Source organism: Pedobacter sp. GQ55 (assembly GCF_059758925.1).
The window spans coordinates 429,579-442,126 of record NZ_JCAXEI010000002.1 but is presented as its reverse complement, the minus strand read 5'-3'; the positions used below and the strand labels follow the sequence as shown (position 1 = coordinate 442,126).

General features: G+C 37.8%; 12 protein-coding genes and 1 tRNA gene. 4 read left to right on the top strand and 9 right to left on the bottom strand.

Features of this window, described 5'->3' with window-relative positions:
* Positions 1-12 precede the first annotated feature (12 nt).
* The 6 genes from aroC to AC6CH7_RS06710 all read right to left on the bottom strand — a co-directional run bounded on the left by aroC (position 13) and on the right by AC6CH7_RS06710 (position 5,995).
* The gene (aroC, locus tag AC6CH7_RS06735; RefSeq protein WP_048906722.1) at positions 13-1,104 is read right to left on the bottom strand and encodes a chorismate synthase; all 1,092 of its coding nucleotides are present in this window, start codon (positions 1,102-1,104) and stop codon (positions 13-15) included.
* Positions 1,105-1,128: 24 nt separating this feature from the next.
* Positions 1,129-2,382, bottom strand: coding sequence for a 3-phosphoshikimate 1-carboxyvinyltransferase (gene aroA, locus AC6CH7_RS06730; protein WP_498261951.1), 1,254 nt, complete (start codon positions 2,380-2,382; stop codon positions 1,129-1,131).
* 2 nt (positions 2,383-2,384) lie between these two features.
* Positions 2,385-3,524 (bottom strand): chorismate mutase, encoded by a 1,140-nt coding sequence (locus tag AC6CH7_RS06725; protein WP_172659741.1) that lies wholly within the window; start codon positions 3,522-3,524, stop codon positions 2,385-2,387.
* Between the two features lie 54 nt (positions 3,525-3,578).
* Positions 3,579-4,412, bottom strand: coding sequence for a prephenate dehydratase (locus AC6CH7_RS06720; RefSeq protein WP_498261950.1), 834 nt, complete (start codon positions 4,410-4,412; stop codon positions 3,579-3,581).
* Between the two features lie 297 nt (positions 4,413-4,709).
* On the bottom strand, positions 4,710-5,789 hold the full coding sequence (gene aroB / locus AC6CH7_RS06715; RefSeq protein WP_498261949.1) for a 3-dehydroquinate synthase: 1,080 nt from the start codon (positions 5,787-5,789) through the stop codon (positions 4,710-4,712).
* Positions 5,789-5,995, bottom strand: a complete 207-nt coding sequence (locus AC6CH7_RS06710) for an RNA-binding S4 domain-containing protein (protein WP_048906717.1) — start codon at positions 5,993-5,995, stop codon at positions 5,789-5,791. Before AC6CH7_RS06710 ends, aroB begins: the two co-directional genes overlap by 1 nt.
* A 122-nt stretch (positions 5,996-6,117) precedes the next feature.
* Here AC6CH7_RS06710 and AC6CH7_RS06705 point away from each other — a divergent pair, with 122 nt between their 5' ends.
* Positions 6,118-7,302, top strand: coding sequence for a proline dehydrogenase family protein (locus AC6CH7_RS06705; RefSeq protein ID WP_498261948.1), 1,185 nt, complete (start codon positions 6,118-6,120; stop codon positions 7,300-7,302).
* Positions 7,303-7,496: 194 nt separating this feature from the next.
* Here the strand turns inward: AC6CH7_RS06705 and AC6CH7_RS06700 are convergent, their stop codons facing one another.
* Complete coding sequence (locus tag AC6CH7_RS06700) at positions 7,497-7,817, bottom strand: Mpo1-like protein (RefSeq protein ID WP_498261947.1); 321 nt, start codon at positions 7,815-7,817, stop codon at positions 7,497-7,499.
* Between the two features lie 13 nt (positions 7,818-7,830).
* Positions 7,831-8,484, bottom strand: a complete 654-nt coding sequence (locus AC6CH7_RS06695) for an HAD family hydrolase (RefSeq protein WP_498261946.1) — start codon at positions 8,482-8,484, stop codon at positions 7,831-7,833.
* A gap of 52 nt (positions 8,485-8,536) precedes the next feature.
* Between AC6CH7_RS06695 and AC6CH7_RS06690 the strand changes: the two genes are divergently transcribed.
* The 3 genes from AC6CH7_RS06690 (at position 8,537) to AC6CH7_RS06680 (ending at position 10,926) form a co-directional block, all read left to right on the top strand.
* A tRNA-Ile gene (locus AC6CH7_RS06690) sits at positions 8,537-8,610 on the top strand.
* A 434-nt stretch (positions 8,611-9,044) separates the two neighbouring features.
* Positions 9,045-9,941, top strand: coding sequence for a helix-turn-helix domain-containing protein (locus AC6CH7_RS06685; RefSeq protein WP_498261945.1), 897 nt, complete (start codon positions 9,045-9,047; stop codon positions 9,939-9,941).
* 82 nt (positions 9,942-10,023) lie between these two features.
* Positions 10,024-10,926 carry an aromatic alcohol reductase gene (locus AC6CH7_RS06680; protein ID WP_498261944.1) on the top strand — a complete coding sequence of 301 codons (903 nt, stop codon included), beginning with the start codon at positions 10,024-10,026 and terminating at the stop codon, positions 10,924-10,926.
* Positions 10,927-11,522: 596 nt separating this feature from the next.
* On the opposite strand, the gene AC6CH7_RS06675 is transcribed toward AC6CH7_RS06680, so the two are convergent.
* A complete protein-coding gene (locus tag AC6CH7_RS06675; protein WP_498261943.1) occupies positions 11,523-12,443 on the bottom strand; it encodes a helix-turn-helix domain-containing protein in 921 nt (306 codons plus the stop codon).
* Positions 12,444-12,548: the final 105 nt, after the last annotated feature.

Genomic DNA, 12,548 nt, shown 5'->3' with positions numbered 1-12,548 from the left:
ATGCCCTCTTTTTTATGCTAATTTGCTTGACCTGTTTCGAAGTAAATGATCGGCTAGCACTAATGCTGCCATTGCCTCAACAATCACAACTGCACGAGGCACAACACATGGATCGTGTCTGCCTTTTCCTTTAATCTCCGCGGCTTCGCCTGCAGCATTTATGGTTTGCTGATTGTGCATGATCGTTGCAACCGGTTTAAAGGCTACTGTGAAATTGATTTCCATTCCATTGGAAATACCTCCCTGGATTCCGCCAGAGAAATTGGTAAGCGTTTTAGGCTGACCTTCATTTGCTAAAAAGATATCATTGTGCTCTGATCCCCTCATTTCGCTTCCGCTAAATCCAGATCCGTATTCAAAACCATGAACCGCATTAATGCTTAACATGGCTTTACCCAAATCCGCATGAAGCTTATCAAATACAGGTTCACCTAAGCCAACAGGACAGTTTTTAACAATACAATTGATCTTTCCGCCTACTGTATCACCATCCTTGCGAACACCATCAATAAATTCGATCATTTGATTTGCTATAGCCGGATCTGCGCAGCGAACGATGTTTTCTTCGCGGATAGCTAGCAAATCAGCTATGTTTTTACTTTCAAGATTAGGTGCTTCGATTTTACCTACTGAAGACACGTGAGCAAAAACTTCAATGCCGTGGTGTTTTAACAACAACTTAGCAATGGCTCCCGCTGCAACGCGGGCAGCTGTTTCACGAGCTGATGAGCGTCCGCCGCCACGGTGATCACGAATGCCATATTTAGCGTCATAAGTATAATCAGCATGGGAGGGGCGATAAACATCAGTATTATGACTATAATCTTTACTGCGCTGATCTTCGTTTGGAATAAGCATCGCAATTGGCGTACCTGTACTTTTTCCTTCAAATGTTCCTGAAAGGATTTGCACAGTATCGCTCTCTTTGCGTTGGGTAGTAATCTTAGATTGCCCTGGTTTGCGTTTATCTAACTCTGATTGTATAAAATCAAGATCGATGGGCAATTGCGCAGGACATCCATCTAGAATAACACCAATGGCCACACCATGTGATTCCCCAAAGGTAGTGATGCGAAATAATTGCCCGAATGTGTTGCCTGCCATTTTAGAATTATTTTATGTTTTTAATTAAATCTCTGTAACTGTAAATCCTGCTTTTACTAAATCTTTCCAGAAATCAGGATAAGACTTTTCTACAACATCCATTTCTTCCAGAACAACTTCGTTTATAACCAAACTTAGCGGGGCAAAAGCCATCGCCATTCTATGGTCTTCGTAAGTTGCAAAAGACACCCTTTCAGGGAAGCTTAGCTGGTCGCAGTTCAGTGTATAAATAAAGTTGTCTTCATTTAAAGTTACACCAATCTTTGAAAGTTCATTTTGTAAAGCCAAAACACGATCAGTTTCTTTGATCTTTAAGGTTTCCAGACCAGTGAATTTAAGGTTTTTTCTTAAAGCAGCGGCACATACAATAATGGTTTGTGCTAAATCCGGACAATCTTTTAGATCAAGAATATCATCATTAAAGTTTGTCTCAGTGGTTGTCAGGTTAATTCCTTTATCAGTTTTAGCTGTTTTTACCCCAAAGGAAGTCATAATTTCTCTGATACGACTATCGCCTTGCAGGCTTTTATCTTTTAGATAAGGCAAACCGATCTGAGCATTTTGAGCAAGCGCAGCAATGCTATACCAATATGAAGCTGCACTCCAATCGGGTTCTACTGCAAGTGTAGCCGGTTTAAAAGTTTGCGGCTTAATGGTGATGTTGTTCCCAGACCATTCATGCCTAATGCCAGCTTCCTGAAGCATGTCTAACGTCATTTTAACATAAGGAAGAGAGGTTAACTCACCTTCAATCTGTAGCGTTAAACCTTGCAGTAAAGTAGGCGCAATCATCAATAAAGCTGAGATGTACTGACTACTTATATCACCTTTAATTTTAACGGTGTCAGCACTTTGCTTTAAAGGACCATTGATGTTTAATGGAGGGAATCCATCTTGTTCAAGGTAAGTAATATCAGCACCGATGTTTTTTAATGCTTCAGCAAGAATGCCAATAGGGCGTTGTTTCATTCTTTCTGTTCCTGTTAATAAAAAACTACCAGGTAGGGTAGAGAGCATGGCTGTTAAAAAACGCATTGCAGTACCCGCAGGGCCCACATCAACGGCTTGTTGATGTGGGTTGTTTTGCGAGATATTATTTAATATACTGTTTAAAGTAACAGTATCGGCAGCATTAGACATGTTATCAACCTTTACAGTCCCCTTACTCAAAGAGCTGATAATTAATGCTCTGTTACACTCACTCTTAGAGCCTGTAAGTGTAATTTCTGTATCTATTTGTTTGTTTCCTTTAAAAGAAACAAGCGCATGTTTACTCATTATTAAGACTTAACTTCTGTGTGTGCTTCTGCTGCAATTCCTTTTTCGGCTTTGCCTGCGTTCATGATCTCAGTTTGTTTACGGATAGATTCACCATGAACAAGTTCTAAAAATTTCTCAGTAAAGTTTAAATCTAATTTTAGTGCTTTTGCAAACGAGATACCTTTTTGAATGATGGCATCCCAACGGTTAACCTGTAAAATTGTAACCTGATTATCGCGTTTGTACTCACCGATTTTAGCAACGATAGACATACGCTCACCTAATTTTTGCAATAAGATGTCGTCAATTTTATCGATTTGCTTACGGAATTCAGCTAATTGATCAGAGATCGCTTCATTTTTAGTTTCTGGTTCGCGAACGGTTAAGCGGTCAACCAACTCAGCTAAAGCAGCTGGAGTTACTTGTTGCTTAGCATCAGTCCATGCAACAGAAGGATCAACATGTGACTCGATCATTAAACCCTGCATATCTAAATCTAATGCTTTTTGAGAGATGTAAGGAATTAACTCTCTGTTACCACAGATGTGACTTGGATCGTTAATGATTGGCAACTCAGGACATAATGTTTTCAACTGGATAGCAAGTTCCCACATTGGTTCGTTACGGAACGAGCTTTTCTCGAATGAAGAGAAACCACGGTGAATTGCGCCTAATTTAGTGATACCAGCGCCATTGATACGTTCTAAAGCACCAACCCATAGCTGTAAATCAGGGTTTACAGGGTTTTTAACTAATACCGGAATGTCAACACCTTTTAAAGCGTCAGCAATTTCCTGAACTGTGAATGGGTTTACTGTTGAACGTGCACCAATCCAAAGGATATCTACGCCAGCAGCTAAAGCTTCTTCAACGTGTTTAGCATTTGCAACCTCTACAGCTGTTGGTAAACCAGTTTCTAATTTAGCTCTTTTTAACCACTCTAAACCTATACTTCCAATTCCTTCGAATTCTCCCGGACGAGTACGTGGTTTCCAGATACCTGCTCTTAAAACAGATACTTTTCCAGTAGCAGCCAATAAATGAGCTGTAGTTAATAATTGTTCTTCAGTTTCTGCACTACAAGGTCCTGAGATGATCAAAGGCTCATTGTTGATGTTAAGCCAGGTGTTAAGCGGTTGAATGTTTAATTGTAATTTCATTGTTTTGGGGTTATATGTGTTAATATTTTATTTTAATTGGAGTATTTATGCTAATTATACTTTATCGTTTTTCTGATACTCGCCCATGATATTAAAGTTCACGGTGTATTTAAGGGCCTGACGGACAGCTTTATCATAAGCCTCCATGTTTTTCCATTCCATATCTACATAGAAGTAATATTCATTTCTTTTTCCAAGTACAGGCATGCTTTGTATTTTACTTAAGTTAACCTGCTGATCAGCAAAGATGTTTAACACCTTAACCAGTGCACCAACATGGTTACTTACCTGGAAGCAAATAGATGCTTTATTGATTGGAGTGCCTTCATCCGCTGTACCTTTTTTAAGAATCAGAAAACGGGTAAAGTTTTTCTTGTTAGATTCAATTCTTCTTTCAATGATATTTAGTCCGTACAGTTCGGCCGCAAGCGTATTTGCTATAGCAACTGTATCTGTAAGCTGTTCTTCTTTAATGCGCTTAGCACAAGCCGCAGTATCATTACTCTCTATGATTTGGATCTGTGGGTAATCTTCAAAAAAATCAACACATTGGCGAATAGCAATAGGGTGGGAAGTAGCATATTTAACATCCTCAAACTTTACACCTGGCAGTGCCATCAGGTGTAGCTGAATAGCTAGGTAAACTTCACCAACTACAGCGAAATTGTATTCACGTATTAAGGTGTAGTTGGGTAGAAGACTTCCAGCTATTGAATTTTCAATTGCCATTACCACGAAGTCTGCGCCGTCGTTTTCTAAAACCTCGCAGGTGTGCTTAAAGGAAGTACATTCAATGGTTTGAATGTCTTTTCCGAAAAACTTGAATGCGGCCTCTTCGTGAAATGAAGCTTTAATGCCTTGAATTGCTACTCTTGTTCCTTTTTTCATTAGAATATTTTCCCTTTTTAATGGTTATGAAATTATCATAACTGTTATTTTCTCTAAACGAAAAAAGTCCCGGCTTTGGACCGGGACTTTTCGTATACATTTATCTTATTAGATTCTAGTGCATATTAGTCCCGGCTCTTACTAAAGTAGTAGAAGTAACCAAACCAATATGTAGTGCTATTTTTCAAAATTTTCTTTTCGTTTTGCCAAATGTACTAACAAAATTTAATTTGTCAATAGTTAATTTAAAAAAATTATTTATTGTTTGTTATAAGGTTCTTGTAGCGGTTCAAAATATTAGGCATTTTGTGGCTTGGAAGTTAAGGTGTTCAGGTAAGCAAAACTATCCAAAATGTCGGTTTTTGATACTCTACAGTTAAAATCACAGCCTCCAATGCGGCTCAATAAAGAGAACATAATCTGTCCGTTTTCATTCTTTTTATCGCTTTGCATAAATTCCAATAACTGGTCAAAGCTTTCCTCCTTAATGTGGTATTTGGGATATAGCTTTAAAATATAGGTACTGATATCGTTAAGTTCATCCTTGCTAAGCGTGTTGTTTTTGGTAGATAAGTAGCCTTCGCAAATCATACCTATGGCTATTGCCTCGCCGTGTGTTAAAGGGTTTTTGTCGTTTATTAAAGAATAGGTTTCAACCGCATGGCCGATGGTATGCCCGTAGTTTAATATTTTTCTTAATCCTTTTTCATGAGGGTCTTCTGTTACAACCTCATTTTTTATCTCTACCGAACGGTAAATGGCACTTGCCTCTATTTGCTCGTAATTACTGTTTTGCAATTCTGCATAATAGCCTTTGTCTACAATTAAACCATGTTTAATCATTTCAGCAAAACCAGAAAGCAGTTCTCTTTTAGGTAAGGTTTTAAGGAAAGAAGTTTCAATAAATACAGCTTGAGGAAGGGTAAATGTTCCAACCATATTTTTTACATTATCCACATCAATACCAGTTTTACCACCTACCGATGCATCAACCTGAGAAAGAAGGGTAGTAGGGATATTAATAAAATCAATTCCACGTTTGTATGTCGAAGCTACAAAGCCACCCATATCAGTAATCACGCCTCCACCTAGATTTATCATCAGGCATTTGCGGTCTGCTTCAAAATCCAATAGCGTTTTCCAGATGCCAATACAAAAATCAATGTTTTTGTTTTCTTCGCCGGGATCTGTTTCAATCAGATCAAATCCTGTAAAATCTCCCAGCATTTCCTGGAACTGGGGTAAACACAATTCTGCGGTATTGCTATCTACAAATACAAAGATCTTGCTGTATTTGTTGCTTTCTATAATTTCTACCAGAGGGGCAAGATTCGTTTCAAAATGGATGGTATGTCCGGCACTGTTTAATTTGTTCATTAAATGATTGTTATTTTCTGCCCCATAAAATCAATTACATCTCCAACCCGCACCTTCAATCGCTTGCGGTAATCAACCTTGCCGTTATATTTTACAAGACCGTCTTCAACAACAGTTTGGGCTTCGCCACCGCTTTGTACAAGTGCAGTTGCTTTTAACAACTGAATAAGGGGAATGAATTCGCCTTCTAATTTAAATTGTATCATTATAAGACAAACTTAGATAAAATTTTTTACTGCCGAAATTACAATTATTTATCGTGTGTTCTACCAGTGGTAGCTATGGAATTTATACTTTTGCAAGCGATTTGACTAACTGACATTCACTAATGGAGACATTCCCCAAAAAATCATTGAATTTTGATGATACTGAAGTTGCTTTCCGCAACAAATCTAACTCTGAATTAAACGCCGCCTATTGGCTTTTTAAAATAATAAGCAGTAATTTTTTAACTAAAGTTGGCCCTCCGGTTACCAATCTATTTTTAAATATTGGCTTACCAATTAAGGGTATTATTAAAGCTACCATTTTTAAACACTTTTGCGGAGGCGAAACCATTGCCGAATGCGCAGAAACAATTACGCAACTTCATTCAGGTAAAGTAGGCACCATTCTGGATTATTCTGTTGAGGGTGAAGATGAAGAAGCTGTTTTTGATTTTACCTGCGAGGAGATTATCAGAACTATAGATGAGGCTGCTAAAGACAAACGTATTCCAATTACTGTATTTAAAGTTACAGGTATTGGTCGTTTTACTTTGCTTGAAAAGTTAGATGCAAAACAAGCGTTAACAACAGCACAAGAAGCTGAATACGAAAAGGTAAAGCAACGTTGCGAAAAGATCTGCAGAACTGCCTTTGATAAAAAGGTGCCTGTAATGATTGATGCTGAAGAAACATGGATTCAGAAAACAATTGATGAGCTTGCAGTAGATATGATGCGTTTGTTTAATAAAGAAACCATTATTGTTTACAATACTTACCAGATGTACCGTCATGATAAACTTGCTGATTTAAAAGCGGATCACCTAATTGCAAAGGCTGCCGGTTATATTTTAGGGGTTAAAATGGTTAGAGGTGCTTACATGGAAAAGGAACGCAAAAGAGCTGAAGAAATGGGTTACCCATCGCCAATACAACCTACCAAAGAAGCATCTGATATTGATTACAACGAGTCGTTGAGGTATTGCATGGCTCATATTGATGAAATCGCTTTTGTTTGCGGAACTCACAATGAAGAAAGCAGCAGGTTATTAGCTGAGTTGCTTGATGAAAATCAGATCGCCCATAATCATCCTCATGTTTATTTTGCTCAGTTATTGGGAATGAGTGATAATTTAAGCTTTAACTTATCGGATGCTGGTTATAACGTAGCCAAATACGTGCCTTATGGCCCGGTTAAAGCGGTAATGCCGTATCTTTTCAGAAGAGCTCAGGAAAATACTTCCATAGCCGGACAAACGAGCCGCGAGCTTGGGTTAATTATGAAGGAAAAGAAAAGAAGAAGGTTGTAAGGCGTCATTGTAGTACATGTCTTCGGGACACGGCCTTTCACAGGGTACTTTGTTAAGCACATCCCGTCCTGAGTAATCCGTCATCTTAAGGATAGGAGATCTCTTGCTTAGACATGATGCGAGAGATCTCCTGTCGTTGAGACGGATTGTGCTGCAATGACCGAGTCTGCTGCAATGACGGAGTGAAATAAAATTCACTTCTTTACTTTAAAAGGCTGGCTCCCGGTTAGTAAGTCCCAAAATAAAATGAAATCGCAGGCCAAACTATAGGCTGGATATTGAAAAGTAGCAGGTTTATTTTTTTCGAAAAAGAAATGCCCTACCCAGGCAAAGCCATATCCAACTATTGGAATGCCAATCATAAAGCGTAAGTCGTGAAACAATACTGCCGTAAACAATAGCAATACGGCAAGCAGGCTTCCGATAAAGTGTAATATTCGACTAGTAAGATTACTATGTTCGCTCAGGTAGAAAGGATAAAATTCCTTAAGAGATTTAAATCTTTTTTCAGTCATGCCACAAATTTAACTATAAGATATGATGATCAGTTAAAAATTGCTCGAGATCTTTAGGGTGTTTATCCATTAGAAGTGTATTAAGTCCTGCCAGTTTAGCTCCAACAAGATGCTGCGGACTATCGTCAATAAACAAAGTTTCCTCTGGAATAAGGTTGTTTTCTTTGATGACCTGTTCAAATATCTCAACATTTGGTTTGCGAAGGAACATTTGCTGAGAGTAATATGTTTTTTCAAACAGGTGGTTATTATCGTCAACATTATATTCCCGTTTCAGGTAATCCACAATCCAGTTGTAATGAATTTCGTTATTGTTGCTAAGTAGAAAAGTGCGGTATTTTTCTTTTACTTTAAGCAGTGTGTTGTGTACTGCTGGAGAGGGAACTCCAATCAACAAACTGTTCCATGCGCTGTCAATTTGTTCGTCGGCCAGCCCTGGATTGTTGGCTGCTTCACGTATTTTACTGCGAAACTGAGCCGGAGAGATAGATCCTGTTTCAAAATCATTAAAAATTTCATTATGATTTTTATGGGCAAAGAACTGTTGAACATCGGTTATACCTAATTGTAAAAGAGCATTTTGAGTCCTTACAAAGTCTATTTCGAATATAACATTGCCATAATCGAAAATAATATTTTTTATTTTTTGTGCTAAAACTGTTTCCATAATTGGATACAAATATGTAACATTGCACTCGCAAAATCTAATAAGATTTTCAGGGCCTATAGCTCAGTTGGTTAGAGTAGAAGACTCATAATCTTTTGGTCGCTGGTTCGAGCCCAGCTGGGCCCACAAACCCTCTTTACAACCCGTAAAGAGGGTTTTGTTTTTTTATTGGAAAATTAATCGGCTTTAATATTAGTGTAAAGGCCGTTTTTTGATTCGAGCCCACTTGGGTTTTTTCTCTTTTAATAGATCAGTTCAATTGCTGAGTAAATATCGGTACCAGGTATATTTACGGACGTCTGGAAGAGAACAATCAGATATAAGCGATTCTTTTTAAAAGTTTAGTATCTGAAATTAATACAAAGGTGCATTTTAGAAAACGACCGTTATTTGAGTATATGATGAGATGGGTTTTTGATATGAATTGCATTTCACCCACAATACCTTCTTTACTAGCGCTACTCATAGTCATAGGTGCCATCACAACTCTTGCATTGAAATAACAATCTTACAGGTGTTAAAGATTACCTTTGTTATGGATTACAGTAACCTAATTTAGGATGAATAGTTCGGAAATTAATATATTTTATGATCAGTATGTTGATAGCCACCGTCCTCCTGAGGATGGCTTCCTAGGACATTTTGATTTCTTATTATGGAGAGATCTCCAAAAAGACCTTTCAGCTTGTGAGCGGCTTCAAAGGAAACCTTTTTATAAGATTGCCCTTGTCAGTGGAAATGCAATTTACCAATCAAAGTCAGCACAAATCCCTATCTCAGGATACAATATCATCTTTAGTGACCCCTTGTCAAGATTTTCATTTACAACAAATGATGAACAATTTGAAGGGCAATATTGTGTCTGTAGCGAGACGTTTCTTAGGGGAACGAGTCAGTTCAGTTTAGCTACACTCCCTATTTTCCAAAGCAGAGACCTCTACGTCAAGCCACTATCTGACGTCCGATATGATGATTTGCTGATCCTGTTTGAACAAATTCAAAATGAGCACATATCAGTCTATCCATATAGGGAACAATTAATCAGAAATCGGATTTTGGATGTTATTCATTATGTGCAGAAGTTGGATAAGAAATTTTATAAAGTTGAAACAACCAGCGAGGAAAGCCTTGAAGAACGTTTTCTGAAAATGCTGGAAAATGCTTTCTTTAACATCAATAAGGATAAGTTACTTGAAAGTAAATCTCCTTCCTATTATGCAGGGCTACTGAACACCACGGTGGACAATCTTAATAGAGTACTAAAAGCTTCAAGGGGTAAGACTACGCAAGCCATCATTCAGGAAAGGATCATAGAGGAAGCCAATGTGCTCCTAAGATATACTAGTCTGAGTGTCAAGGAAATTGGCTGGTGTATGCATTTTCTAGAGACCTCTCATTTCCAAAACTTCTATAAAAGACTAACGGGATTTACCCCTATTGAATACAGAACCAGATAAGTTTTTTTGCAATTATTAGCCGTTTTTTTGCACGGAAATAGCTCTGCCGCCACCATAGCTTTGTGAAAAATTTAATATGGCTATGAAAAAATCATTTTTAGTTATCGGTACTGGCGAGGTAGGAATCGCCATGTTAGACAGTCTTTATAAATATATGGCAACAAGTACACAACAGTTCACTGTTGGAGCATTAGTTCAACCTTCGAGTGCCAGCAATAAAAGCGCGCCACATTCAATATATGCGGGTCTTGCCATCGAAGCGGTGGATTTGGTGTCGGAAAGCATTGAAAACCTGGCAGGCATTTTAAGAAAATATGATACGGTAATATGTTGCAGTGGGTTTTCAATCGGGGTTGGTATGCAGGTAAAGATTACAAAAGCTGTCTTGGAGGCTGGAGTAAGAAGATATGTGCCTTGGCAATTTGGCGCTGATTACGATAAGATCGGCCGCGGCAGTGCACAGCCGGTTTTTGATGAACAGCTTGATGTTCGGGATCTGCTTCGCGCACAAAATAAAACACATTGGATTATTGTGTCTACAGGCATGATCACAAGTTTCTTGTTTCGTGAAGACTTCGGTGTTATTAACTTATCTGAAAAGGTCATACATGCGCTCGGTGACTGGCAACATTCTTTAACCTTAACCTCGTGTGAGGATATCGGTGCTGTTACAGTTGAGGTCTTATTCCATCAACCAGAAATACTGGACCAAGTCGTATTTGTTTCTGGTGATTCGGTAACCTTTCAAGAAATCGCAGATAAAATGGAGGGCTTGTTTGAGGAAAAATTTGAGCGTGCATTATGGGATCGCACTTACCTTGAACAAAAACTGAATGATGAACCCGATGATATATTCAACCGTTATCGGTTAGTATTTACACATCCTGGCGTAACTTGGCCTATGAACGAGACGTTTAACCAGCGTAACAACATCCCGACAACTGGAATTGTAGAGTGGGCTAAAACTCATATTGCAGCTATCTAAATCTCAAAATATTTTATGAAAGCTCATTTAGAATCTTGAAGAGTTGGTGATAATTAAGCGGTTTAGCACTATGAGTATGTAATCGTTAAAGCATTTATCTAAAATTCAAGGCCTGGTTCTTGGTTAATCCAGGCCTTGAATTTTAACATCACTTTGTGGCTAGACAAACTCTAAACCTGTAACATTGATGGCTATTCCAATATGGAGCAAAGCATACTAAATACACGTATCTCCAGAGGGCCAAAAATTATCATTATTCCCTCATTTTTTAATAAAAGCATTACTTGAGAGATAATTGAATTTAATTCGCCTTATAAGTCCTGCAGCATTGTTGTTTTAATTATGGATTACCATAAACTCATTCCATTAATCAAATCTAATTTTTCGTTGAAGGGCAATGGGCCTGATACTGGACTCAATTGAGTTATTATCTATATTTAGCAACTCATTTTCAATTTTTGTAGGATCTTGGGATATTTTTGAATATTATTAAAATATTTTTTTGGCATTAAGTGTAAGCGTATGAGGCAAGAGAAGTTGCTATAAGCTACCGCACGCTCGTCTTTGCTTCAAAAATGGCTGGACCATTCATTTATCTAATTAAACAAAGCCCTGAAAGCCATAGGCGATTGATCGGTTTTTTGTTTAAATAATTTACTGAAAGACTGTGAATGTTCAAAACCGAGTTCGTAGGCAATTTCACTTACGGACAAATCTGTGGTGGAAAGTTTTTCCTTTGCTTTTTCTATCAGTTTGTAATGAATATATTGTTTGGCATTCTGACCGATTAATGAACGCAACAAATCACTTAAATATCCGGCAGAAATGTTTAGTTGGTCTGAGATATACATAACAGTAGGCACGCCCAAATCAAATGTTTTTAGTTGATTGAAATATTCGTCCAAAATGGATTCCGTTTTTTGAAGGATATCTTCGTTGACCATTTTTCTGGTGATAAACTGACGCTTATAGAATCGGTTTACATAACTCAATAACAATTCCAACTGTGCCACAATGACTTCCTGACTAAACTCATCGATTCGATTACCCAATTCCTTTTCAATAATATCGAACATAGCAACCATCGTTTGCCGTTCTTCATCCGACAAATGTAAGGCTTCATTTACTGCGTAAGAGAAATAACTATACTCCTTAATTTTTTGCGCCAATGGATAGCCCTGAAAAAAATCGGGATGAATTAACAGCAGATATGCGTAGGTCTCTCTATTGTATTCCGTTGTTCCAACTAGCTGATTGGGTGCGATGAAAAGCATGCTTCCTTCATTGAAATCGTAGTAATCTTGTCCGTATTTCAGCTGACCGCTATTATGGGTGATAAAGGTAATCTTATAAAAATCCAAAACATCGTAGATGGCAACCATATCCGTATTAAATGGATTTTTCTCATTAAAATGTACCAAACTGATCAACGGATGTTGTGGTTTTGGCAATCCAAACGCTTGATGGCTTTCTGAAATAGACCGAAACCGAACGAGATTTTCTTTCTTGTTTTTCATTAGTTATTATCTTGTAGGCTGATACTATTTTCGAATAGAACCTATTAACATATATCTCCTTATTGCTGAGGAATTATAACAACCATTTCATTGTTTAAAATTACA

What these genes read in the sequence shown, in the direction of transcription:
- AC6CH7_RS06720 (WP_498261950.1), bottom strand. Translation starts at nt 4,412, where the DNA reads ATGAAAAAAGGAACAAGAGTAGCAATTCAAGGCATTAAAGCTTCATTT.
- AC6CH7_RS06700 (WP_498261947.1), bottom strand. Translation starts at nt 7,817, where the DNA reads ATGACTGAAAAAAGATTTAAATCTCTTAAGGAATTTTATCCTTTCTAC.
- aroB (WP_498261949.1), bottom strand. Translation starts at nt 5,789, where the DNA reads ATGAACAAATTAAACAGTGCCGGACATACCATCCATTTTGAAACGAAT.
- aroA (WP_498261951.1), bottom strand. Translation starts at nt 2,382, where the DNA reads ATGAGTAAACATGCGCTTGTTTCTTTTAAAGGAAACAAACAAATAGAT.
- AC6CH7_RS06710 (WP_048906717.1), bottom strand. Translation starts at nt 5,995, where the DNA reads ATGATACAATTTAAATTAGAAGGCGAATTCATTCCCCTTATTCAGTTG.
- AC6CH7_RS06675 (WP_498261943.1), bottom strand. Translation starts at nt 12,443, where the DNA reads ATGAAAAACAAGAAAGAAAATCTCGTTCGGTTTCGGTCTATTTCAGAA.
- aroC (WP_048906722.1), bottom strand. Translation starts at nt 1,104, where the DNA reads ATGGCAGGCAACACATTCGGGCAATTATTTCGCATCACTACCTTTGGG.
- AC6CH7_RS06680 (WP_498261944.1), top strand. Translation starts at nt 10,024, where the DNA reads ATGAAAAAATCATTTTTAGTTATCGGTACTGGCGAGGTAGGAATCGCC.
- AC6CH7_RS06695 (WP_498261946.1), bottom strand. Translation starts at nt 8,484, where the DNA reads ATGGAAACAGTTTTAGCACAAAAAATAAAAAATATTATTTTCGATTAT.
- AC6CH7_RS06685 (WP_498261945.1), top strand. Translation starts at nt 9,045, where the DNA reads ATGAATAGTTCGGAAATTAATATATTTTATGATCAGTATGTTGATAGC.
- AC6CH7_RS06705 (WP_498261948.1), top strand. Translation starts at nt 6,118, where the DNA reads ATGGAGACATTCCCCAAAAAATCATTGAATTTTGATGATACTGAAGTT.
- AC6CH7_RS06725 (WP_172659741.1), bottom strand. Translation starts at nt 3,524, where the DNA reads ATGAAATTACAATTAAACATTCAACCGCTTAACACCTGGCTTAACATC.